A 24,543-nucleotide genomic window follows, 5' to 3' on the forward strand; every position below is an offset into this window, starting at 1 on the left:
TAAATGAATAAAAATTTGCGTAGTTAAATAGCTACATATATATTTGTAGTCAAATAGCTACATAATGAATTTAAGAAGAGATGTTTTCCAGGCCATAGCAGAACCTACCCGCAGGGCAATCCTTTTGCTGGTGGCCTCGCAGGCAATGACCGCCGGAGCCATTGCTGCAAATTTCGATACTGCCCGGCCCACCGTTTCTAAACACCTGCAAATCCTTACCGAATGCGAACTACTGGAGCAAAAGCAAAATGGCCGGGAAGTTTTCTATTACATTAATGCAAAAAAAATGAAAGAAGTAGCCGATTTTATTGAGCCTTTCCGCCAGATATGGGATGATCGCTTTAACAAACTCGAATCAGTAATGAAAGCTTATCAAGTCAAAAAGAAAGACTAACATGGAACAGAAAACAAAGATCGATGCCCAAAATGGCAAACAGGAAATACTCATTACCAGAGAATTTGAGCTTCCGGTTGAACTCCTTTTTAAAGCTTATGTAGAGCCAGAAATTGTAGAACAATGGATGGGAACCAAAGTATTAAAACTCGAAAGCCATAAACATGGCAGTTATCAGTTCGAAACTACCGACTCACGGGGTAATAAACATGGCTTTAACGGGGTAATTCATGAATTTACACCAGAGCAGCAAATTACGCGGACTTTTGAAATGGAAAATACACCTTTTGGCGTGCAACTGGAGTACTTACAATTTGAAAAACTTACCGATGCTACCAGCAAGCTAACCATGCATGTGGTATACCGTTCGGTTGAGGTGCGCGATCAGATCCTGGCCATGCCTTTTGCACAGGGCATTAACATGGCACACAACCGTTTACAACAAATCGTTAATCAACTAAAATAACCGATCATGACAAAGAGAAACAAAATTATTTATTGGATTGCCACCGTTTGGCTGGCACTGGGAATGACCGCAACCGGAATAGTGCAGTTATTGAAAATGAAGGAAGAAACCGTTATGATGGCACACCTCGGCTATCCGGTATACTTCCTCACCCTATTGGGCATCTGGAAAATTTTAGGCGTAATTGCTGTGCTGATCCCTAAATTCCCTCTACTAAAAGAATGGACTTATGCAGGCTTTTTCTTTGCTATGTCGGGCGCTGTGTTTTCTCACCTGGCTATGGGCGATGCAACAAAAGACCTTTTTGGTCCGGTATTGCTTCTGATGCTCACCGCACTATCGTGGTATTTCAGGCCTGCGGATAGAAAAATTATTTTTGCTAATTTTAATCCATAAGTCAGCTATTTTAACTGAGAAGTGCATTTTCTTTAACAACAATCTAACTGAATAAAATAACATGAACCCTAAAGTTGATTTTTATTTTAACAATGCCAAAAACTGGCAAACAGCGACAGAACAGCTGAGAACAATTGCGTTAGATTGTGGCCTTACTGAGGAATTGAAATGGGGATGCCCGTGCTACACCTACCAGCAAAACAACATCGTTTTAATACATGATTTTAAAGAATATTGTGCCTTTCTGTTTTTTAAAGGGGCCTTATTAAGCGATCCGAATGGCATTTTAGTTCAGCAAACAGAAAATGTACAATCGGCACGACAAATCCGCTTTACCAAGGCACTCGAAATAGCAGAAATGCGGGCTACATTAAAAAACTACATTTACGAGGCTATCGAAGTTGAAAAAGCCGGTCTTAAGGTAGAATTTAAAAAAACCGGGGATTTTGCTATACCTGCCGAATTTCAGCACAAATTAGACAGTATACCTGACTTAAAAGCTGCTTTCGAAGCATTAACTCCTGGCCGCCAGCGGGGCTATCTTTTCTACTTTTCGCAAGCTAAACAAGCCAAAACCCGCGAAGCACGTGTAGAAAAATACATGCCCCAAATTATGAATGGAAAAGGCCTGGACGACTAAACATTTAACAATTACTGCCAACATGAAAAACAAAACACTATTACCCGAACAGCGTGAAGAATTATTGAACATTTTACAAACCCGTTTTGAGAAAAACATGAATCGCCATACAGGCATTAAATGGAATGAAGTAAAAACGAAACTCAAAGCCAATGAAGCAAAATTGTGGATACTCGATGATATGGAAAACACTGGAGGCGAACCCGATGTATTTGGCTATGATGAAAAAACAGGTGAATACATTTTTTACGATTGTGCAGCCGAAAGCCCGAAAGGCCGCCGCAGTATTTGTTATGACCACGAAGCCCTCGAAGCGCGTAAAGAACATAAACCAGCCAACAGTGCGGTAAACATGGCAAAAGACATGGGGATTACGCTTTTAACCGAAACCGAATACCGGTCTTTACAGCAATTGGGTAAATTTGATACTAAAACTTCAAGCTGGGTGCAAACACCTACCGACATCAGAAAATTAGGTGGAGCCTTATTCTGTGATTGCCGTTACAATACTGTTTTTGTGTACCATAACGGTGCCGAATCTTACTATGCAGCACGTGGTTTCCGCGGTTCATTAAGGGTTTAAAACAAGTCACTATACTGAGCCTGTCGAAGCTCGCTATCAAACAATTTTAAAACGTTTCGACAGGCTATCATTTTTCAATTTAGAGCTCTTGTTAAGCCCATCTCCTGACCCCACTATTTCTTTTTTTCATTTTGATAGCCAACCTGAATTGCTTACTTTCGTGTTTAGCAAGCCATCAAAACATGGTCATTAAATGCTAACCATCATGAATAGAAAAGTAATTTCGCCTCCAGCGCCTTAGTTAAAACTTATTGCCGTCTGCTGCAATGTGCTTAGGCACAGGCATCGATCTCTGCAATAAATCTATTTTCAATCTATTTACCGAATATGGAATAATATCGGGCTGAATAAGCTATGGTTAAAATCCATCAACAACAATAAGCCTGTTACTGGCTTTAACCCATTATTAACCTCTACCTGTTGCGCAAGGTAGACTACTTTTCTTAACAAAATGAAAAAAGCATATATACAACTTCACCTGGCATTGGTACTTGCTGGTTTTACAGGCATATTTGGCCGCTTAATAACATTAAACGAGGGTTTAATTAGCTGGTACAGAACATTTATATCAGCAGTTTTTATTCTGGTTGTTTTAACGCTAAGCGGCAAGTTTCAAAAAACAAGTTTATCTGAAAAAATTAAGATGGGAGCTGCGGGAGCTATCCTGGGTTTCCATTGGTTATTCTTTTACGGCAGTATTAAATATTCAAATATATCGGTTGGCGTGGTATGTTTTGCACTCACCAGTTTTTTCAATGCCCTGTTCGAACCTGCCATCAATAAAAAGAAACTTTCTATACAAGAACTCCTGTTAAGCGGCCTTACCCTTTGCGGCATTGCTTTAATATTCGGGATGGATATCAGCTTTAGAACTGGCATTATATTGGGCATAATATCGTCGATATTTTCGGCGCTGTATACCGTTTATAACGAACGGCTGGCTGGCAATTACCGCGGAGAAACCATTATACTATACCAAATGTTGGGCGGCGTTTTGGCTTTAACACTCATTATGCCTGTATTCTTATACTTTACACCAACTACCTCGTTATTGCCTTCGCTACACGATTTTGGATGGCTTTTGGTTTTAGCAATCCTGTGTACGGTGGTTATGTATCTGTTAATCATCAATGCTCTTAAGCATATTTCTTCGTTTACGGTAAGCCTAACCTTTAACCTCGAACCGCTTTACACCATTTTTCTGGCTATTGTTATTTATAAAGAAAATAAGGTACTGTCTGCCAGTTTTTACATCGGTCTGTTTTTAATTCTAACATCACTGGCATTGCAAATGTGCCGTGTCTGGTACAAGAACAAAAGGAGCAGGTTAACAATTGCGGGCCATTAGGCCAAGGAAATCGGCTATTTAGCGAGGCTGGATATAAATCTTTTTCCAATGAAAAATTGGAAAAAGCTGTCTAAACACCTTACATGGTGTTTAGACAGCTTTTTCGACAGAGGCTCTTAGAAGTCTTATCATTGCGAGGAACGAAGCAATCTTAATGCATTCGCTAAATAGTGATCGTTGTAAGATTGCCTGCCTGCTGCAGGCAGACTTCGTCGGCTCAAAAAGCCTTCTCGCAATGACGAATTTTAGCAACAAAGCTAAAACACCCTAATAAATACTAAATCTGGCTCATCCAGATATTGATATCGGCGGTTGAAGGAATATCGAGTTTTTTTCTGATCCGATATTTCCGGCTTTCTACCGATCTAACTGAAGTTTTGGTGTAACGTGCAATTTCTTTGGTTTCGAAATTCAGCCTGAGCAATACACAGAATTCAATTTCGGCAGCAACCAAAGTAGGCGCTTTTTCGAGCAGTTTTCTACTAAATTCTGTATCAAACTCATTAAATTTAATCAAAAAGGCAGGGTTGTTTTCAACTGCGAGTTGTACAATCTCTTTCAACTCCTCCATTTTTACCGGCGAGCGGTCTTGCTCATTCAACTCGATCTTTTTAACCAGCTCATCAATTTTTTGCTGTGCTTTATTTACCTCTTCCTCATTTTCAGCGCGCAACAAAAGCTCAGCCTTGTTTAATCTGATAATGAAAATAATCAGCAGGATTGCAAACAAAACAATTATAACAAGCGCACCGAGATAAAATTTGTTTAAGAGGGCAGTTGTTTCCTGATAATTCTTAAGAGCAAGCACCTTAAACTCATCGATCATCTGGTAATTGATGTCTTTTACATTATTTATAATATTCTCCAGTTCATTGCTGATGTGGCTATTGAGTATAATCAGTTCGTTCTGCATACTTAAAAGCTTCTCATTTTCACGTTGAAGCAATTTAAGCTTATTTAAATATGCTTTTCTGTCGTTATTACTGGTCTCTTTCTCTTTGCTTAAAGTAGCCTCTCTGGTACTTTCTTTTTTAGTAATTTCTACAGTGGATACCTCGTTTTTATTGGCTATGGCATCTTTCAAACGCCTAAAAAAGCCTTTTTTGGCCACAGGCTTGGCTTTTAGTACGGTATCGAGTTTTACTTTAACATTTCGGTCAAACTTATGCTCGGTAACTGTACTTTCTTTTAACCCCTTACTGGCTTCTTTATTAAAATCGGCATAAATGGTTAAAAGCGAATCAAAGCTGTGCTTAAGCGAATAAAGCTGATCAGACAATGCCGATTTTTTATTGTACCAAAACTTAACCTTTTTAATTTGTGATGCGGTAAGCTGCGAAGTATCTGCCTGTGCTTTAAGCAAAGTATCAATCATCAAAAACACCTTCGATATTTTGGTATTATATGAAGTATATTTTTTGCTTCCTGCATTGAGCATCGATTCCTGAAAATCGCCCTCTGCATGATGAATTAATAAGAGGATTTGCTCTGGCTCTGACTGGCTATGCTCTATATTGGTAGCCAGTTTAGAAACACTGCCCAATTTACCGGTTATTGTATTGAGCACAATCAAAGCTGCTCCTGCTGAAATGATGGTTAGGACTAAAAATATGAGTAATATTTTCTTTGAGATTGTCCAGGTGTACGTTAAATTCATGAAAGATCGGGATAGTTAAATCTGAATAAATATTTTTACTCAGCTTTATGAAAGCGATAAAGAGAGCAATTTTTCAAAAATTAATGGCTACTCATTTCTACTCAGGCTATTTTAACAATATACAGATTTCATCTAATACACTGGGGATGAAGCAACAACCCAACTTTGCCCAAAGTATTTTTTTTGCAGCTATTATGAAGATAGGTAATTCCCATTAAACTTTAAAAGTATATTCTAAATAAAAATCACACTATTCAAATATAAAGAACACATTTTTTTTCGCCGGTAAGGCAGACGAAAATCCAGCTCATTCCAGTCCCAATAAACCAAAAAAAAAAAAACAATCAATCAACTGAATAATAATGCATTGCAAAAAAAACCAACATAACAACCCATAAAAACTGTTTTTTTTATTTTTTTAGAATTTTATTTAAATTGCAATTAATCATCCCGCTCTATGAAAAAAATCTCGCTACTCATTGCCATTTATGTATTTATAGCCCCTCTTGCGTTGCTGGCTCAGCAAAAAGATATTGGCGGGCTCGATCAGGATACGATCACTAATTTTTCTGCATATAAACGTTCAATTAGTTTTGCAGGCTTGTTACAAACCCGATTTGTAGGTTCGCTTACTAAAAATGTTGATGTTAACGGCAAAAATTTTGATCCGTCTGCTACCGGGCATGTTACCAACAGCTTTCTGCTTAAGCGTGCAAGGCTGCAGGTAAAAGGTACTGTGAACGATCATTTCTCAGCCAATCTGATGTTCAATTTCGCCGAATTTAACAGCGATCCCAGTGGAAAAGTATTGGAGAATGCATACGTTAAATATACGCTCAGCAAATATTTCAATGTGCAGGCCGGGCAGTTCAGGCCATTCTTCGGGATCGAAGATGCCTTACCTGTCGATATTATCAGAACCCTCGATTACTCCAACCAATATTATGCCTTTGGCTCTAGTGGCTGGCAAAGCTTTCAGATTGGCCTTTCGGTATTTGGCAACGTAACTGGTGATGGACAATTACCGGTAAGATATTACGCAGGCGTGTACAATGGCAATAACAGAAACCAGGCCACCGATAATGATAACTCGAAGAATGTATATGGCCGGATTGAAACAAGCATTACGAAATATTTTATTGTTGGTATAAATGCTGCTACCGGGAGTATGGGGGCGGGCACCGGCAATGCCTGGGGAGCCGATGTATTAACCCAAACAAAACTCGGTGGAGGCTGGAAGCTCTCGCTTGGCGGTGAATACAAGAATGGCACCAATCTTTCACTTTTTAATGGTCTTGTGGCAAAACCTTCACTATCTAATGTACGCATGCAGGGATTTTACATTTTTCCGGTATTACGCTATTCGTACAATCTGCCAAGAGTGAGGGCCATTGAATTTTCATCGCGATACGAGTATTTTGATGAGAACTATAAGCTGGCCAATACCCCCAGACAAACCATTATCCCAAATGTTTCTTTAATATTTGCCGACGATTTTTACGCGGCCATCCAGGTGGGGGCCGCACTCGATTTGTATAAAACAGATGTCCCCTTAACTACAACCTACACCCGAAATCTAGCTTATATCCAACTTCAGGTACGCTTTTAAACTCCTAACCTATGAAAGAAATTAACTTACGTTCACTACTTGTTACCATTGCAATCGGCTTAATTATCTGGTTTATCCCTGTACCCGAAGGCGTTAAACCCAATGCCTGGCATTTACTGGCCATTTTTGCAGCAACGATTATAGGCATTATATTTAAAGCAGCTTCTATGGGCACAATGGCCATGTTGGGCATTACCTTATGCGCTGCTACACAGGTTTTAGCTCCAGGCGATCCGGTTAAATCTATTTCCAATGCACTGAGTGGATTTGGAAACGCTACCATATGGCTCATAGGTTTGGCCTTTTTTATTGCCCGTGGTTTTATCAAAACCGGTTTGGGTACAAGGCTGGCCTATAGTTTTATCCGCATTTTCGGTAAAAGTTCTCTTGGACTGGCCTATGGTTTAAATACTGCCGATTTGATATTGGCGCCTGCCATCCCCAGTAATACCGCAAGGGCTGGTGGGGTAATTTATCCGATTATGAAATCAATTGCGGTTAATATGGGGTCGGAACCAGAAAAAGCCGACACACACCGTAAAATAGGCTCTTTTTTAACCTTAAGCAGCTATAATGCCAACATGATTACTTCGGTAATTTTTCTTACTGCCACGGCCAGTAATCCAATGGCGCAAAAATTTGCAAAAGACCTTGGGATAACCATCACCTGGGGTAGCTGGTTTTTAGCAGCAGGTATACCGGGCTTAGTTTGTTTTTTATTGGTACCGTTATTTCTGTATAAATTTTACCCGCCTGAACTTAAAAGCACAAAAGATGCTCCAGCCATTGCAGCCGCAAAACTAAAAGAAATGGGACCTGTAACCCTGCAAGAATGGTTAATGGTAGCTACTTTTATCATCTTGCTTGTTTTATGGATTTTCGGCAGTTTGTTTGCCATGGATGCCACTACAGGCGCATTGATAGGCTTATCTATTTTATTGCTTTGCGGTGTACTCACCTGGGATGATGTTAAATCAGAGAAGGGAGCATGGGATACCATTGTGTGGTTTTCATCTTTAGTAATGATGGGTTCTTATCTCAATTCACTTGGTTTTATTGGCTGGTTTGGACATTTGGTTGGTGCAGAGATGGCACATTTAAGCTGGCAGATGGCTTTTCCTATTATTATACTTGTTTATTCTTATTGTCATTACATGTTTGCCAGCGGTACAGCACATGCAGCAGCCATGTATTCGGTATTTTTAGCAGTAGGTTTATCTGTTGGAGTACCGGGCACCATGCTGGCTATATTTCTTGGGGCCTGTGCCACCTTGATGGGATCGCTAACCCATTATGCCCATGGCCCCGCTCCTATATTTTTTGGAAGCACTTATGTTGACATGAAAGACTGGTGGAAGCAAGGCTTTTTTATTAGTGTATTGTTTTTGATCGTTTGGTTTGTAGTAGGCGGTTTATGGTGGAAAGTGATTGGTTTATGGTAGCATAAACCAATTGTTTATTTTTTTAACATTCACCAACTGCATTATTATGAAAACAACCTCGCTACAGCATAAATTATGGATGTCTGCAACAGGCCTGTTCTTATGCTTCTTTTTAGTCATTCACCTGCTTGGTAACCTGCAACTTTTCCTCGATCCCGGAATAGCGCACGAACAATTTAACTGGTATTCCAATTTACTGGCGGGTAACATCATTATTAAGATTATTTCCTACATCCTGTATACATCGATTATAGGCCATACCGTTTATGCGATACTGGTAACACATAAAAATACCGCCGCCAGTGGAACAAAATACGCATACGATAAACGCGGAAAAGCTAGTGTTTGGTACAGCCGAAATATGGGTTTACTCGGTACCATTATATTTCTGTTTCTAATCATCCATATGAAAGATTTTTGGTACCAGTACAAATTTACCGACCTTCCGCTTGATGCTAAAGGCAATAAAGACCTGTACACTATAGTAACCAAAGCTTATAGTGAGCTCTGGTATGTATTGGTTTACGAAATAGCTTTAATTGCGCTGGGTTTTCATCTTTTACATGGCTTTTTTAGTGCTGCACGTACCATAGGTATATTTCATCCAAAATATGTAAGATGGATAAAAGTACTGGGCTGGGTGTATACAGCAACCATTACCCTTGGTTTTATGGCCATGCCTGTTTACGTTTATTTAAATAGCCAATTATGAGATTAGATGCAAAAATTCCGCTAGGACCGCTTGCTGATAAGTGGAACAATTATAAACAGCACGCTAAACTGGTTAATCCGGCCAACCGGAAGAAACTTGATATTATTGTGGTGGGCACAGGGCTTGCAGGAGCCTCTTGTGCAGCTTCACTGGCCGAACAAGGCTACAATGTGAAGTCGTTCTGTTTTCAGGATACTGCAAGACGGGCCCATTCGGTTGCTGCACAGGGAGGGATAAATGCCGCTAAAAATTACAAAAACGACGGAGATAGCGTATACCGAATGTTTTACGATACGATAAAGGGTGGCGATTTCCGCTCGCGGGAGGCCAATGTATATCGGCTAGCCGAATGCTCTGCCGCACTGATTGACCAGGCCGTTTCGCAAGGCGTACCTTTTGCCCGCGAGTACGGTGGTTACCTCAACAACAGATCGTTTGGAGGTGTACAGGTTTCGCGTACATTTTATGCCCGCGGGCAAACGGGACAGCAATTGCTGCTAGGTGCTTACCAGGCACTTATGCGCCAGGAACATTTGGGCAAAGTAAAAACCTATACCCGCCACGAGATGCTCGAGTTGGTGGTGGTAGATGGCAAAGCCAGAGGTATCATTACCCGCGATCTGCTTACCGGAAAAATAGAGCGCTATGCAGCTAACGCAGTTGTATTGGCTACCGGTGGATACGGAAAAGTATATTACCTCTCTACGCTTGCTATGGGTTGCAACAGTTCTGCCATATGGCGGACGCACAAAAAAGGAGCCTTAATGTCGGGAGTGAGCTGGATTCAGTTTCATCCTACCAGTTTACCACAATCTGGCGAACATCAGTCGAAATTAACCCTGATGTCGGAATCGTTAAGGAACGACGGCCGGATTTGGGTACCCAGTAAAGCGGATGATACAAGAGCGCCAAAAGATATTCCCGAAACAGAAAGAGATTATTATTTAGAACGCCGCTATCCGGCGTTTGGCAATCTTTCGCCGCGTGATATTGCCTCGAGGGCCGCAAAAGAACGTATTGATGCAGGTTGTGGAGTTGGCCTAATGAAAAACTCAGTATGTCTCGATTTTTCAAAAGCCATTAGTGAACAGGGAAAAGATAAAATCAGGGAAAAGTACAGCAACCTGTTTAGCATGTACGAAAAAATAACCGGTATCAATGCATATGAGCAGCCCATGCTCATTTCGCCGGCAGCACATTTTACCATGGGCGGTTTGTGGGTCGATTACCAGTTAATGACCACAATACCTGGCTTATTTGCTTTAGGAGAAGCCAATTTTGCAGATCATGGGGCCAACAGATTAGGAGCAAATTCGCTGTTACAGGCCTGTGTAGATGGTTATTTTATTGCTCCATATACCATTCCCGATTATTTGGCTGGAGAGCTTCATACAGTGAAAATAGATACCGACCACCCTGCTTTTATTGAAGCTGAAAATAGCGTTAAAAAACAGTTAGATCAGTTTTTAAACATCAACGGGCATCTTTCGGCCGATTACTACCATAAAGCTCTTGGTAAATTGTTGTACAACAAATGCGGCCTCTCACGTAGTAAAACCAGTCTTTTATCAGCGATTAAGGAGATTAAAGAACTAAGAGCATCTTTTTATCAGGATCTTAAAATAACCGGAGATAACCAGGTAAACAGCGAGCTGGAAAAGGCAGGAAGAGTAGCCGATTACCTTGAACTGGGCGAACTGATGTGTTATGATGCGCTAACCAGAGAGGAATCGTGTGGGGCACACTTTAGAGAGGAATACCAGACAGCGGATGGCGAAGCGGTTAGAAATGACCGTGATTTCTGTTTTGTATCGGCCTGGGAATGGAAAGGCTATGACCAGGTACAGGAATTACACAAAGAGCCCTTGATATTTGAAAACGTTGATCTTACAATACGCAGTTATAAATAGGTTAATTTAAATTTCTTACTATGAAACTGAACTTAAAAATATGGAGGCAGGAAAACAGGGATAGCTCCGGAAAGATGACAGATTATCAGCTAAATGAAGTATCTGAACACATGTCCTTTCTGGAAATGATCGATCTCCTTAACGAAACCCTCATTCAAAAAGGAGAGCGTGTTATAGAATTCGATCACGATTGCCGTGAAGGAATATGTGGGCAATGTGGCGTGATGATTAATGGGCAGGCCCATGGACCATTAGCCAATACTACTACCTGCCAGTTGCATATGCGCAGTTTTAAAGATGGTGATACCATTTATATCGAACCTTTCCGGGCCGCTTCTTTTCCTATTCTTCGCGACCTTAAAATTGACAGGAGTGGATTTGACCGCATTATACAGGCTGGTGGTTTTATTACTACCTCAACCGGACAGGCTCCTGAGGCCAATAGTATTCCAATTTCGCACCAGATTGCTGAAAATGCCTTCGATTCGGCAGCGTGCATTGGCTGTGGAGCCTGTGTAGCCACTTGTAAAAATTCAAGCGCAGCACTATTTACTTCAGCAAAAATTACACACATGGCTTTGTTACCACAGGGAAAACTGGAAGCAGCAACGCGTGTAGCTAATATGATAAGCCAGATGGATGCAGAAGGCTTTGGCCACTGCTCTAACACTGAGGCATGCGAGGTAGAGTGCCCACAGGCCATATCGGTATTAAATATTGCACGTATGAATTACGAATACAACAAGTCTATGTTATTTAAGCCTTAAGTCTTGTTCTTATTTTTAAAGTAAAAAACAAACAACCCTTATATCAAATGGCTTTTCCGAATACTTTCCCTGAGCAAAATAAACTCATAACTGTCTTGTGGAACCGTGCGTCTTAAACCCTTTAATTTTTCAGGAATAAACCTTAACCTGATTTTATTATAAATACCCTGACAAACACTTACATGCACCGCTATTTCAGCAAGCATGCGTTCATATTGCCGATAGGCTTCGTTCAAATCCTGTTTAAATGCCTTTACCTCGTTACATTCTTCATCGCTGCTGCCTAATAAACGATCAAGTTCTTCCAACTGATCGAGCAAACCAATCAGATTGGCAACAGTACGTTTATTTATTCCTCTTAAACTCATAAATCATCTCTGGATTGCTATGCGCCATTAAAATCCGGCAACTGACAAACTGTGGTTTTTACCTGACCGGGATACAAAAAATGCAATGGTAGCCGACATCAGGCAAGCCAGAGCAGTTACAATAAAAATATTATTGCTATCGCCGGTAACGTCTATTACATAACCTAAAAACGGCTCACCTATGGCTGCAAAAAGATAACCACACATGTTCATAATGCCTACACCGGTACCCGTTAGCTTGTTACCTAGCATATCGGGGCTTAATGGCCAGAAACAAGCCTGTGGCCCATAAACAAAGAAACCTGTTAACAACATTAACACCCCGCTGAGCACGAGCTCTTGCGATGGTACAAAGAAAATGAGCAGCGATAATGCTGCACTGGCGGCCATACCTACCACGATAGCCTTTAACCGGTTTCCTTTAAAAAGTGTATCCGATAAGACACCAAAACACAGGGCCCCAATCGCCATACCGATCGGCAGCAGGAACGTAACCCAGATATTTCCGGGATTATCTTTCCAGTTTTTACCCAGAAAATGCACGGGCACCCAAAAAATAAGTCCGTAACGAGCCATACTCTCAAAGCCAAAAGCCAACGAGGTAAACAGAAATTTCTTATTCCTGAATGCCTCTTTATAGCGGTCGAGCCAATCTGTTTGCTCGTTTTTCGCCAACATACTTTCATCAAGCTTAGCTTCAGGCTTATCTTTGGCTATAATTAGAAAGATGGTCGCAGAAACCAATAGCAAGAGTACAGGGAGCCTGAAAAGCATCCGCCATTCAATACCTTGTTGCAGCAGAATGATAGAGATTAAGTAAGTTACCGCAGAAGATAACCCTGCGGCCATGGTATAAAAACCAAAGGCTTTTCCACGTTCATGCTCATCCCACCAGTTGTTAATTAGTTTTGCACCAGGGGCCCAGGCCATTGACTGAAAAAAGCCGTTGAGTCCCCATAATAACATAATTACTGTTGCACTACTCGAAAAACTTATTGCAATATTGGTTACAATAGAGAGGTATGCCCCTGCCACTACCATCAGTTTTGGGCTTAACCTATCGGCAAGGTTGCCATTAATAAACTGTCCAATTGCATAGCCGATAAGCATGCAAAAACTAATCCAGCCGATGGTGCTGTATGGAATGTTTAACGAAGCAACCATTCCCTTTACGGCCCAGCCAAAGTTGTGCCGGCCGGTATAAAAGAAGAGGTAACACAACATGGTTACCAACAACATCTTCCACTTTTGGCTTATTGCCTTCTCATTGCTCATTAGGGGTTATGGGGCTATATTTATACCAACGCGGATGGGCTTATTTGCCACCGCAAAATTAAAGGCACTTTCGGCATCTGTTAATGCAAACTCAGCAGAAACCAGTTCCTGGAAGGGAAACTTCGAATAATTTTTTTCTATAAATTTTACTGCCTGCACAAAATCATCGTAATTATAATTGTGAAGCCCCTTAATGGTATTCAGTTTCCTCACCACCTGCTCAGCATTAATGGCCACACTGCGGGTTTTAAATACTGCGCCAATCCAAACTGCTATGCCCCCAACGGTTAATGCCTCAAGGCCCATTTCCATTGCATCTGGAGAGCCGCTCATATCAAAAACCACATCAATATCTGTTGGAAGCGTAGGATTTTGATTTAACAAATGCTGCACATTGGCACCGAACGCTTCAGCCAGCTTCAGGCGTTCTCCATTTAAATCGGCTACATGAATTTCAGTTGCACCATCTGCACTACACATGGCAGCACACACTAACCCCAATAATCCTACGCCTGAAATTAAGACCTTTTTCCCCTGCAGGTTGCCCGAAAGGCGCACTCCACCTGCTACAGTAGCTACAGCACAATTAATGGTAGCAGCTACCTTAAGCGGGATTTCTTTACTCAACTTTAAAACAGTTGTACCTTGCTTTAACACACAATGCGTAGAAAGTCCCCCGTGCAATGCATCGGTAGCAGTAACCTGCGCGTGGCCATATTTAAAAAGACCTCCGCCCTTTTGCGGCATTCCTGCCCTCGCTTTTTCTGAGTTGGCATCGGATGCAAAAATGCTCCAGGTTACCCTATCACCTATCTGGAGTGGTGTTCCCAAATAATCAAGCCCATTGTGACCAGGATGAAACCCTGCAATTTCGCCAACAATTTCGTGGCCTAAAACGGTTGGTACCGCCTCGTGCCGTAAGCCACAATAGGTATGCAAATCGCTACCACAAATGGTCGTATATAGGTTTTTAATTAGTATCTCTCCCGGTTTTAAATCAGGAATATCGGTTTTTATCTCTTCAAGAGCGGTGCCCGCTCCGTTGAAGACAACCAGAGTTGCTTTATCCATAAATTATTTTATACTTAGCGTTACTTTATCATTAACACTAGTTTAGCGTTACCAACCCTAAAGGGCCAATACCACAAAAGTGAACATCTAATGTTTAACAAAGGTAAACAAATGTTAATTTAAATGTTAACTTTTACTAAACATTTGTTTAGCATTACTAACATGATTATATTTGTTGCCGAAATGCTTTATTAGCAGGTTGAAATTACAATCTTATTTAATTAACCCCATTTAACAATAGCAAATGCGCCCTGAAATTAAAATGGTGGTGTTCGACATGGCCGGCACTACAGTAAACGAAGATAACCTGGTTTACAAAACACTAATGAATGCTATTAATGCAGCCGGATATTCGTACAATCTTGATCAGGTATTAGCGGTAGCCGCCGGAAAAGAGAAGAAAGAGGCTATCAGATCGGTGCTTAAAACTTATGGAGCAGATTTTAACGAAGAAATGGTTCTTGCCATTTATGATGATTTTATAACGCAATTGAAATCAGCTTATGAAACCGAAGAGATTTTACCACAGCCAGGCGCTACAGATCTTTTTGAAAAACTTAAAGCAAAGAATATCCGCACGGTATTGAATACTGGATATGACAGACCAACTGCAGAAGCCATACTTAACAGGCTTGGATGGGTACCAGGCAAAGATTTTGATGCGCTGATTACAGCCTCTGAGGTTGAACAGAACAGGCCTGAACCGGATATGATTTTACTGGCCATGAAACAATATGAAATTACTGACGGCAGTGCTGTGATGAAAGTTGGCGATTCGAGCATTGATATAGAAGAAGGCCAAAATGCAGGCTGTAGCCTGAGCATCGGTATTACCACAGGCGCACATACCAGAGAACAGTTGCAAAATGCAAACCCAAATGCTGTAATAGATCATTTGATACAGATACTGGATATTATTCCAAATTAATTTACACTAATTAGCGCACTCAATTAGCGTCCATTGGTATACAGCTCAACCTTGTTGTTTACTAATGGACGTTTTCATTTTTACACACCACAGCCGGGCTCATATGTCTAGCCAATAAATCTGCTTTTTGCCTTTCTCTAATCTCGTTTTAATGTTAGTATAACATTTGTGTCAGGCTTTTAAAAAAGTGCCTGTTTTTACTGTCCGAATGGTTTTAGATGCCTCACCGATCCTATATTTGTGATCAGATGATGAGGTTATTAAGAAAAAATTTATTGAAAAAGATTTTCGGCATTATGGTATTGGTCCTGTTTGCCACGAAATTCTTTACCAGTGCAATAACCATATTGTTATCTACCGATTATGCTTATGCCATTGAAAAAAGCGGTGAAGAAAATAAGGCAAAAGAAGAGGAATCTTTCGAAAAACTAAAAAAGAAACTGTTGCTTTACGAATCATCGGATCTGACTGGCTTAAACCCAACACCTGGCGATTGCCTGGCCATTAACCAATACCTGTACGGACTACGCCTATGTAGTTCGCCGGCCAGAAACGTACCTACACCGCCTCCCGATTTAACTGCTTAATACCAGGAATATCTTGTTATTCCAAAATGTTATTTTCTTTAAACCTGTTTTAGCAGGTGTTGGGATTGGTTATGTCCTAAAAAAGTTCACGTTTATCCCAGGCTAATCGATGTTGCATTGCAACCTTTTCTGCCTGATTTTAAGATCAAAAAAATGAAAAATCATACTGTTGCCGGCACTCCGTCGCCCTGGCAAAGATTGGTACGTATGCTCCACTTAGAGCGTAAAACCATCAATTACATTTATATTTATGCCATATTAATTGGCTTAATAGGCCTTTCACTTCCGCTCGGTACCAGTGCAGTTTTCAACCTGCTATCAAACGGGGCCATGTACAGCTCTACCTACATTCTTATTGCAGTAATTCTGGTAGGCATTGTGGTTGGTGGTCTGCTCCTTATTGGCCAGCTAACCCTGGTAGAGTTTCTGGAACAAAAGATTTTTACCAAGGCGGCACTGGAGTTTGCCTTCCGCCTGCCCAGAATTAAAAAGAAGGCTTTGGAGGGCGAAAACCCCACTGAGCTTGTTAATCGTTTTTTCGATATCCTTACCATTCAGAAAGGCCTTACCAAGCTCCTGGTTGATATTGTTGCCGCAGCAGTGCTGATCTTTTTCAGCGTAATACTGCTTTCTTTCTATCACCCTGTTTTTATGGCTTTTGGCACCTTCGTACTTATTGTTATTGCACTGATCCTGGTGCTGTATTATCGTCAGGGAGTAAGTACCAGCATTGATGAGTCTGGCTATAAATACGAGGTGGTTGGCTACCTGGAAGATATTGCTTCTGATTTGGACACCTACCGGTCAAGCCCGGCAAAGCGCAAAGAGATTATCGAACGTACTGATAAGATTACCGCAAACTATATCCAGGCCCGCAACGACCACTTTGGCATATTGAAAAAGTTTTTTGTTAGCGCTGTGGCCATGCGTACCGTGCTTATGGGCGCCTTACTGCTTTTAGGCTCTTATTTCGTTGTAGAACGACAGATGACTTTTGGCCAGTTTGTAGCCGCTGAGGTAATTATTGTGCAGATTAGTTATGCCATCGAAAAGCTGATGACCAATTTAAACACGGTGTTTGATATGATAACCGGTAGTGAGAAACTTGCGGTAGTAACCGACCTGGAGCTGGAGGAAGGAGATTATAACCATGGGTAAGATAAGTAACAACCTGGCACAGCTCCAGAACTGGGAAACGCTTTCGGTACATGCCAACAGCAAAATTATAGATGCAAGGGGAACCAAGCGACTGGGCAGAATACTACTCTTTATCATTGCTTTTTTTGTGCTCCTACTTTTTCTTCCCTACCGTCAAACCATTCCGGGACGAGGCACTGTTACCGCACTACGGCCAGAAGACCGCCCCCAAACGGTGCAAAACCAAATTGGTGGACGTATAGAACATTGGGCAGTACGCGAAGGACAAGAGGTGCAAAAAGGCGACACCATTCTCGTAATTTCTGAAACCAGCCAATCGTATTTTGATCCGGAACTACCAACACGTTTGAAAGAACAGCTTGATGCCAAGCGGGGAAGCGAAACTGCTGCCGTACAAAAGATTGATGCCACTAAAGCACAAATGAATGCCCTTAGCGATGGTTTACACTTTCAGATGAAAGCCGCCGAAAACAAAGTGCTACAGGCCAGAAACTATGTGAGCATTGACAGTGCAGACCTGCTTGCAGTTCAAAAGTTTTACGAAACCACAAAAGTGCGTTTAGAACGCTATGAGACAGGATACAAAAACGGGCTTTTCTCGCTTACCGACATTGAAACCCGCCGCCTTAAACTACAGGAAGATAATGCCAAGGTAATAAGTCAGCGAAACAAGCTAAACAATTCGGCACAGAGTTTATTAAACGCTTCAATTGAGCTCGATAACATTAAGGCGAAGTACCAGGAATCGATTTCGAAGGCCCAATCAGACATGAGTTCGGCCATATCGAGTAAGGCCAGTGCACAGGGCGATATTGCCAAATTGCGCAACGATATTTCCAATGTAAGTATCAGACGAGGTCTTTATGTAGTGCGTGCACCCCAGAGTGGATTCATTGTTAAAACCTTAAAAGCCGGTATTGGCGAGAACATTAAGGAAGGAGAATCGGTAGCTACTTTACAGCCAAAATCGCCCATGGTAGCGGCAGAATTATATGTAAGCGCCATGGACGTACCCCTGATATTGGATACCAGCGATGTACGACTGCAATTTGAAGGCTGGCCATCGGTTCAATTTTCGGGATGGCCATCGGTAGCAGTGGGTACTTTTGCAGGTAAAGTTTTTTCTATCGACCGCATGAGCAGCACGGGCGGAAAATACCGTTTACTGGTGAGCCAAACCAATCCGGTTCCATCAAAAGACGAACCCTGGCCACCTCAGCTGAGGCAAGGTTCGGGCGTTTACGGCCGCATCATCTTGCGTTCTGTACCGCTTTGGTACGAAATATGGCGTCAGCTGAATGGTTTTCCGCCTAGTTTAGAAAAAGAACCGGCAGGCATTACTAAAGACAAAAAATAGGTTTGGAGGCATTAAAATGAACATCGTTTTTAAAAAAACATCAACAATACTGCTCTTCATCTTACTATCGTTTAAACTAAGTTTTGCCCAAATCGCTAGCAGCCCAACAGTAAAACAAAATACCGATAGTGCCAGGATTTTCGCCCTTGATGATTTGCAACTGATGGTTTTCAAATACCATCCTATCGTTAAACAGACTGCTTTGCTTAGCGAATCGGCACGCGCAAAGGTGTTACAATCACTCGGTTATTTTGATCCTGAATTAAAGGCAGGCTTTAGCCGGAAGTTATTTGGCAATACCGAATATTACAACAAATGGAACAATGAGCTTAAAATTCCCCTTTGGCTTGCGGGTGCTGATTTAAAATTGGGCTACGAACGCAATGTAGGTACCTATGTGAACCCTGAAAGCCGTACCAATGGGCAAGGTTTATCGGCTATAGGACTAAGTATCCCCCTTGGGCAAGGTTTAATTATTGATGCACGGAGAAGTACACTTCGCCAATCGAAAATAATGGTGCAGTATGCAGAGGCCGATCAGTTGAAACAGATTAACAGCGTTTGGTATGGTGTTGTTAAAGATTACTGGAACTGGTACTACACTTACAAACAATTTGAACTGGTTAATGAGGGGCTGGATTTGGCTCAACGTAGATTTAAAGCCCTCAGTGCACAAACGCTTATAGGTGATAAACCAGTTATCGATTCGGTTGAAGCTTATATTACGGTTCAGGAGCGGATTATCCAGAAAGAAAAAACAGCGATCGAATTGCAAAATGCCAGGCTGGTACTTTCTAACCATTTATGGAACGAAGCAGGCAATCCTTTGGAACTACCGATCGAGGCGGTACCACAAAACATGGTTAATAAAATGGACCGGCCCAATCCACAGCTGCTGGATACGTTGCTAGGTCAAGCTGCGAGTCAACATCCTGAAATCTTAAAATTACGCAGTAAGGGCGAGCAACTGGCTGTTGAAAAAAGTTACCGCCAGGAAATGCTAAAGCCTAAACTGAATGTTATTGGTAACCTCATCTCCGGCCGAACTGGTTTTAACAGCAATATACCGGGATATTATGATTTCAACTGGAGCAATTATAAATTCGGCGTTGAGCTCGCTTTCCCGCTTTTTTTAAGGTCTGAGCGAGGCAAATTAAGAGAGGTAAAAATTAAACAACAAGAGCTAAATTATGATCTTCAACAGTCGGGAAGGGAAATCAGGAACCAGGTAATGGCCTCTTACAACGATTTGTCGGCTTATTCTACGCAACTTGCAGTACAGTTAAAAAGCATCGAAAACCAGCAAATGCTTGTAAACGGTGAAAATCAAAAGTTTAATTTAGGCGAGAGTACGCTTTTTTTAATCAACAGTAGAGAAACCAAGCTTATAGAGATGAAGATTAAGCAGGAAAGTATGGTTGCAGGCTACCAGAAAGCACTGGCAGAATTATATTACAAGGCAGGTACGCGGGCCATGCTAAATTAGCAAAGGCTGTAATGATGCAGGCTGTAAAAGATTATACTCAGTTTACGGCCTGCAATATTTAAATTAATTTTGTTCTATTTCTTTAAGGTTATCCATTTTCTTATAAGCCAGGAAGCCTTTAATATCTTCGAAATGCTCGCGCACGCGTTTATTGCCAAACTCGAATACTTTTTGCACCAATCCATCTAAGAAATCACGATCGTGCGATACCAGAATCAAGGTTCCGTCGAAATCCTTTAGGGCATCTTTAATAATGTCTTTGGTTTTCATATCCAAATGGTTGGTAGGCTCATCCAGAATCAGCACGTTTACCGGTTCTAACAACAACTTAATCATGGCTAAACGGGTTTTTTCACCTCCCGACAGCACTTTAACCTTTTTGGTTGTATCATCGCCACTAAACATAAATGCACCCAAAAGGTCTTTAATTTTGATGCTACCATCCGTTAACGGAATCTGATCAATAGTTTCGAATACGGTTAGATTTTCGTCCAATAATGCAGCCTGATTTTGGGCAAAATAACCAATTTTGGCGTTATGACCTACTTTTAAACCGCCTTCAAAATCAATTTCGTTCATAATGGCTTTGATCATGGTCGACTTACCTTCGCCGTTTTTACCAACGAAAGCTACCTTTTCTCCCCTTTCAATTACCATCGATGCTTTTTGGAACACCACATGATCGCCATAAGTTTTGGTTAGCTCCTCTACCATTACCGGGTATTGCCCTGAACGTGGCGAAGGCGGGAATTTCAAGCGCAATGCTGATGTATCTACCTCATCAATCTCAATAACTTCGAGCTTCTCGAGCATTTTTACACGCGATTGTACCTGTAAGGTTTTAGAGTAAGTCCCCCTGAACCGATCGATAAATTCCTGGTTATCGGCAATAAAACGCTGTTGCTCTTCGTAAGCTTTTAGCTGATGTATACGGCGATCGGCACGCAATTGCAAATAATGGCTATACTTAGCCTTGTAGTCGTATATCCGTCCCATAGTTACCTCAATAGTACGGTTGGTAATGTTATCCACAAATGCACGGTCGTGTGAGATGACCATTACCGCTTTTGCCGAGTTAATTAAAAAGTCTTCCAGCCATTGAATACTTTCAATATCCATGTGGTTGGTAGGCTCATCTAATAAAATCAGATCGGGTTTCTTTAACAGAATTTTAGCCAGCTCAATACGCATGCGCCATCCGCCCGAAAACTCAGAAGTTTGGCGGGTAAAATCCTTACGTTCGAAACCCAAACCTTTTAACACTTTCTCTACCTCTGCATCGTAATTCGTTTCTTCGATCGAATAAAACTTCTCACTCAGCTCCGATACACGTTCAATCAGCTTCATGTAGTCATCGGTTTCGTAATCGGTACGAATGGTCAGTTGCTCATTCAGCTCATCAAGCTCTTTTTGCATCTGGGTAACCTCTTCAAAAGCCTTCATGGTTTCTTCAAAAACGGTAACCTTATCCTGAGTAAGTAAATGCTGGGGCAAATAAGCGATTACAGCTTCTTTCGGCCCCGTTACATTACCCGTTGTAGGTTTGGCTACATCGGCAATAATCTTTAGAATTGTCGACTTACCTGCACCGTTTTTACCCATCAGGGCAATTTTATCATTCTCGTTTATCGAAAAGGTTACATCGCTAAACAAAGTGGTTCCGCCAAATGAAACGGAGATGTTATTTACATTAATCACAGTATGAAAATATTGAATTGCCGCAAAGATAAGGGAAAGCGACGGGATTATAACGAGAGAAATAGAACGTTTGGTAAGTAAATCAAGGCAAGGCAAAAATATTTGGCTCCTCCCTTTTAACTGGCGCTGTAGGAGAACCTAAACAATACTTTTTGCCTTGCCCCGAAGATTGACTGTAATGGAAGTTTATTATTCAACTACCTTACCGTGTTTGATAACCATGTATTGATCTTTTAGTTTATTGATATCATTTAAGGGATTGTCTTTAATTACCACAAAATCTGCTTTTTTCCCAACCTTAATGCTTCCAATGTTTTGCTCCTGTCCAATCGTTTCAGCAGCAATAATTGTAGCAGCAGCTAAAGCATCTGCCGGACTAAAACCACAATCGCTCACGAAATAGTTAAGCTCATCCAGCAAATGGGGATATGGATTGCTGAGCACCGTAATTTTATCCGTTCCGGCAGAAATTTTAACACCTAAACGGTGAAGCTTTTTTACAATGTCAAAAATCCATTGCTCCTTTATCTCCGAAACGCTTAGCGTGGCATCCAGTATCACATTACCTTTCTTCATTTCTGCAGCCAGTTCGCTTACATCAATGTTTGCCCCAACACTGTCTTTATAGGCCTGCGGAACTTTCCGGTAATTCATTTTTGGATCATTGATCAAAGCAGATAGCATGCTGGCATGAGAAATTACTTCTACCCCAGCCTTAACCACTTCTAAAGGTCTGGCAGGATACATCATGGCATGGCCCCACACCAGCAAATGATTTCTTTTGGCTGCCACAACAATTTCCTTTAAAAAAGCGGCATCAAAAGAATGGTATAATTTTACACCGGTAGCACCAAAATTTTTCGCCACTTTCATTGCACTATCCAAATTAACACCTGGTTTTAAGCATTGCTCCCAGGGGTGATAAGGCTCTTTTCTAATGTTCATATCCCGGTTGTAATACCAATCGCCGGCCATAAATGCAGCATAATAAATAGCTGGACCAGGCTTAATACCCAAATTAACATCTTGCTGAACTTTTTGCAGGATTACACCATTTGCTGCAGGATCTCTAATAGCGGTAATTCCATGCCTGAGCAAATAATCAAGATATTGATAGGACCTTTCGATCGGTGAACCGCCAATACTACTTACATGTACATGCGAATCAACCAATCCGGGAATGATAAAACGATGCTGCAAATCGATTACCTTTCCTCTTGTTTTGTTTTTTTTAGCTGGAAAAATAGCTGTAATCCGATCATTTTTGATCAGGATTGTCATTCCGGTATCTAGCTTTCCTTTCTCTACATCAACAATATTTACGTTTTTCAGGGTGAGATAAACTGCTTCTTGTTTTTGTTGTGCGAAAACAGCTGGCAAAGCTAAAAGCCACAAAAAAACAATGCTAAACAATTTGTGAACTATATATTTCATTTTTTTTCTGATGGATTGAAAAGTTTAAAAATTATCATCATAAAAAATGCAGGAGACATCCGTCGTCCTGCATCATTATCTAACTACTATTAACATCAACTGCTTCTACCCAGTTGTTAATTTTCAAGTCTGTAATGACTTATTTTTTCATAAATTACTTGTTAAATATGCTATTGAGCTGTTCTTCCAAAGCGTTTCCCCTTAAATTTCTGGCAATAATTTTACCCGATGGATCGACTAAAAAGTTTGCGGGCAGGCTTTTAACGCCATATATACCCGCAGTTTTTCCACTGGTAGATTTTGGATCATTTAACTGAATCCATGAAAGTTTATCCTGTTCAACAGCCTTTAACCAGTTTTCTTTAGAGCTATCCATGGATAAGCCAACAATGGTAAAACCCTTGCCTTTAAATTTCTGATAGGCTTTAATTAAATTGGGATTCTCTAACCTGCATGGTCCGCACCAGCTTGCCCAAAAATCAATCAGCACATACTTCCCGCTAAAATCTTTTAGTGAAACCATTTTGCCTCCGCCATCTTTTAAAGAAAACTCAGGAGCTAGAGCCCCAGCAATGGTAATTGCTTCCGCATCGATAAATTGCTTTATTTCTTTACCATAGCCTGATTGCCGAACACCAGCCGATAACTTGGAATAGGCATCAGCCGCTTTTATCCTATCGGGATAAGTAACGTACATATTAAAAATCGCTATTGCTGAGCTTACCCGATCCGGGTTCGCCGAAATAAAATTGTTTAGCACACTATCTTTTAACAGTTGAAGGGCTGCTGCATATTTACTGAGTGCAGCCTTATCGGCATCATGATTTCCGGATAACGAGGGTCGCTTACCCGGAATTGCTGCTAAATTCTTTTTATAGTCGTTAAACAGGTCATTCTCCTTTGATCCGGATATATTAAGCTCGTAAATTTTATCAGCTACTCCATTAACCTTAACATGACTATTTTCTACTATAAAAATCCTAATTTGCTTATTAACCGATGTTGATAAGGTACAAATAGCCGTTTCTACCAGCGGAATTTTAATTTCAAAAGCATCAGATTTAGCCTGCACAGAATCCTGATAAAGGGTATCATCAAATTCATAAGAAAATTTAATCCATCCGTTTCCCAAACCTGCTATGTTTCCTGTGGTATGCGCAAATTGTTGCGCATACACAGTAGAACATAGCATCAGAATCAAAACCTGTAATGCAATGTTTTTGATATTTTGTAGCATCATCACGATCTGTTTTAAAA

General features: G+C 41.0%; 23 protein-coding genes. 16 read left to right on the forward strand and 7 right to left on the reverse strand.

What is annotated here, in order from left to right:
* Nucleotides 1-64 precede the first annotated feature (64 nt).
* The 6 genes from DBR40_RS25930 to DBR40_RS25955 all read left to right on the forward strand — a co-directional run bounded on the left by DBR40_RS25930 (nt 65) and on the right by DBR40_RS25955 (nt 3,827).
* The gene (locus DBR40_RS25930; RefSeq protein WP_124562638.1) at nt 65-394 is read left to right on the forward strand and encodes an ArsR/SmtB family transcription factor; all 330 of its coding nucleotides are present in this window, start codon (nt 65-67) and stop codon (nt 392-394) included.
* Nucleotide 395: 1 nt separating this feature from the next.
* On the forward strand, nt 396-860 hold the full coding sequence (locus DBR40_RS25935; RefSeq protein WP_124562639.1) for an SRPBCC domain-containing protein: 465 nt from the start codon (nt 396-398) through the stop codon (nt 858-860).
* Between the two features lie 6 nt (nt 861-866).
* Complete coding sequence (locus DBR40_RS25940; protein ID WP_124562640.1) at nt 867-1,256, forward strand: DoxX family protein; 390 nt, start codon at nt 867-869, stop codon at nt 1,254-1,256.
* 61 nt (nt 1,257-1,317) lie between these two features.
* Nucleotides 1,318-1,896: a YdeI/OmpD-associated family protein gene (locus tag DBR40_RS25945; protein WP_124562641.1), complete on the forward strand. Its 579-nt coding sequence runs from the start codon at nt 1,318-1,320 to the stop codon at nt 1,894-1,896.
* 22 nt (nt 1,897-1,918) lie between these two features.
* The gene (locus DBR40_RS25950) at nt 1,919-2,479 is read left to right on the forward strand and encodes a DUF4256 domain-containing protein (protein WP_124562642.1); all 561 of its coding nucleotides are present in this window, start codon (nt 1,919-1,921) and stop codon (nt 2,477-2,479) included.
* Between the two features lie 451 nt (nt 2,480-2,930).
* Complete coding sequence (locus tag DBR40_RS25955) at nt 2,931-3,827, forward strand: DMT family transporter (RefSeq protein WP_124562643.1); 897 nt, start codon at nt 2,931-2,933, stop codon at nt 3,825-3,827.
* A 277-nt stretch (nt 3,828-4,104) separates the two neighbouring features.
* Here the strand turns inward: DBR40_RS25955 and DBR40_RS25960 are convergent, their stop codons facing one another.
* Nucleotides 4,105-5,484 carry a helix-turn-helix transcriptional regulator gene (locus DBR40_RS25960; protein ID WP_124562644.1) on the reverse strand — a complete coding sequence of 460 codons (1,380 nt, stop codon included), beginning with the start codon at nt 5,482-5,484 and terminating at the stop codon, nt 4,105-4,107.
* A gap of 457 nt (nt 5,485-5,941) precedes the next feature.
* On the opposite strand from DBR40_RS25960, the gene DBR40_RS25965 reads away from it, so the two are divergent.
* From DBR40_RS25965 to DBR40_RS25985, 5 genes are read left to right on the forward strand one after another with little or no spacing between them, the layout of a single operon-like run.
* Nucleotides 5,942-7,093 carry a porin gene (locus DBR40_RS25965; RefSeq protein WP_124562645.1) on the forward strand — a complete coding sequence of 384 codons (1,152 nt, stop codon included), beginning with the start codon at nt 5,942-5,944 and terminating at the stop codon, nt 7,091-7,093.
* 11 nt (nt 7,094-7,104) lie between these two features.
* Nucleotides 7,105-8,535, forward strand: a complete 1,431-nt coding sequence (locus DBR40_RS25970; protein ID WP_124562646.1) for an anion permease — start codon at nt 7,105-7,107, stop codon at nt 8,533-8,535.
* A gap of 46 nt (nt 8,536-8,581) precedes the next feature.
* Nucleotides 8,582-9,247, forward strand: coding sequence for a succinate dehydrogenase cytochrome b subunit (locus DBR40_RS25975; protein WP_124562647.1), 666 nt, complete (start codon nt 8,582-8,584; stop codon nt 9,245-9,247).
* Nucleotides 9,244-11,157 carry a fumarate reductase/succinate dehydrogenase flavoprotein subunit gene (locus tag DBR40_RS25980; RefSeq protein WP_124562648.1) on the forward strand — a complete coding sequence of 638 codons (1,914 nt, stop codon included), beginning with the start codon at nt 9,244-9,246 and terminating at the stop codon, nt 11,155-11,157. Before DBR40_RS25975 ends, DBR40_RS25980 begins: the two co-directional genes overlap by 4 nt.
* 20 nt (nt 11,158-11,177) lie before the next feature.
* On the forward strand, nt 11,178-11,924 hold the full coding sequence (locus DBR40_RS25985; RefSeq protein WP_124562649.1) for a succinate dehydrogenase/fumarate reductase iron-sulfur subunit: 747 nt from the start codon (nt 11,178-11,180) through the stop codon (nt 11,922-11,924).
* 38 nt (nt 11,925-11,962) lie between these two features.
* Here DBR40_RS25985 and DBR40_RS25990 read toward each other — a convergent pair whose 3' ends face one another.
* Genes DBR40_RS25990 through DBR40_RS26000 form a run of 3 tightly spaced genes read right to left on the reverse strand, consistent with a single transcriptional unit; the run spans nt 11,963 to nt 14,638 of the window.
* Complete coding sequence (locus DBR40_RS25990; RefSeq protein WP_124562650.1) at nt 11,963-12,292, reverse strand: hypothetical protein; 330 nt, start codon at nt 12,290-12,292, stop codon at nt 11,963-11,965.
* 27 nt (nt 12,293-12,319) lie between these two features.
* Nucleotides 12,320-13,567 (reverse strand): MFS transporter, encoded by a 1,248-nt coding sequence (locus DBR40_RS25995; protein ID WP_233603994.1) that lies wholly within the window; start codon nt 13,565-13,567, stop codon nt 12,320-12,322.
* Between the two features lie 6 nt (nt 13,568-13,573).
* The gene (locus DBR40_RS26000) at nt 13,574-14,638 is read right to left on the reverse strand and encodes a zinc-binding dehydrogenase (protein ID WP_124562651.1); all 1,065 of its coding nucleotides are present in this window, start codon (nt 14,636-14,638) and stop codon (nt 13,574-13,576) included.
* Between the two features lie 244 nt (nt 14,639-14,882).
* On the opposite strand from DBR40_RS26000, the gene DBR40_RS26005 reads away from it, so the two are divergent.
* From DBR40_RS26005 to DBR40_RS26025, 5 genes are all read left to right on the forward strand, one after another.
* Nucleotides 14,883-15,566, forward strand: coding sequence for a phosphonatase-like hydrolase (locus DBR40_RS26005; protein ID WP_124562652.1), 684 nt, complete (start codon nt 14,883-14,885; stop codon nt 15,564-15,566).
* A 275-nt stretch (nt 15,567-15,841) separates the two neighbouring features.
* Entirely contained in the window at nt 15,842-16,153 is a 312-nt protein-coding gene (locus DBR40_RS26010; RefSeq protein ID WP_124562653.1) for a hypothetical protein, read from the forward strand.
* Nucleotides 16,154-16,306: 153 nt separating this feature from the next.
* The gene (locus tag DBR40_RS26015; RefSeq protein ID WP_124562654.1) at nt 16,307-17,311 is read left to right on the forward strand and encodes an ABC transporter transmembrane domain-containing protein; all 1,005 of its coding nucleotides are present in this window, start codon (nt 16,307-16,309) and stop codon (nt 17,309-17,311) included.
* A complete protein-coding gene (locus tag DBR40_RS26020) occupies nt 17,304-18,668 on the forward strand; it encodes an HlyD family secretion protein (protein ID WP_124562655.1) in 1,365 nt (454 codons plus the stop codon). The genes DBR40_RS26015 and DBR40_RS26020 overlap by 8 nt, the downstream gene beginning before the upstream one ends.
* Nucleotides 18,669-18,684: 16 nt before the next feature.
* Nucleotides 18,685-20,154: a TolC family protein gene (locus tag DBR40_RS26025; protein WP_124562656.1), complete on the forward strand. Its 1,470-nt coding sequence runs from the start codon at nt 18,685-18,687 to the stop codon at nt 20,152-20,154.
* A 63-nt stretch (nt 20,155-20,217) separates the two neighbouring features.
* Here DBR40_RS26025 and DBR40_RS26030 read toward each other — a convergent pair whose 3' ends face one another.
* From DBR40_RS26030 to DBR40_RS26040, 3 genes are all read right to left on the reverse strand, one after another.
* Nucleotides 20,218-21,852, reverse strand: a complete 1,635-nt coding sequence (locus DBR40_RS26030) for an ABC-F family ATP-binding cassette domain-containing protein (protein ID WP_124562657.1) — start codon at nt 21,850-21,852, stop codon at nt 20,218-20,220.
* Nucleotides 21,853-22,041: 189 nt separating this feature from the next.
* Nucleotides 22,042-23,286, reverse strand: a complete 1,245-nt coding sequence (locus DBR40_RS26035; RefSeq protein WP_124562658.1) for an amidohydrolase family protein — start codon at nt 23,284-23,286, stop codon at nt 22,042-22,044.
* 154 nt (nt 23,287-23,440) lie between these two features.
* Complete coding sequence (locus DBR40_RS26040) at nt 23,441-24,526, reverse strand: TlpA disulfide reductase family protein (RefSeq protein ID WP_124562659.1); 1,086 nt, start codon at nt 24,524-24,526, stop codon at nt 23,441-23,443.
* Nucleotides 24,527-24,543 lie beyond the last annotated feature (17 nt).

The sequence above is a fragment of the Pedobacter sp. KBW01 genome, assembly GCF_003852395.1.
GTDB lineage: Bacteria > Bacteroidota > Bacteroidia > Sphingobacteriales > Sphingobacteriaceae > Pedobacter.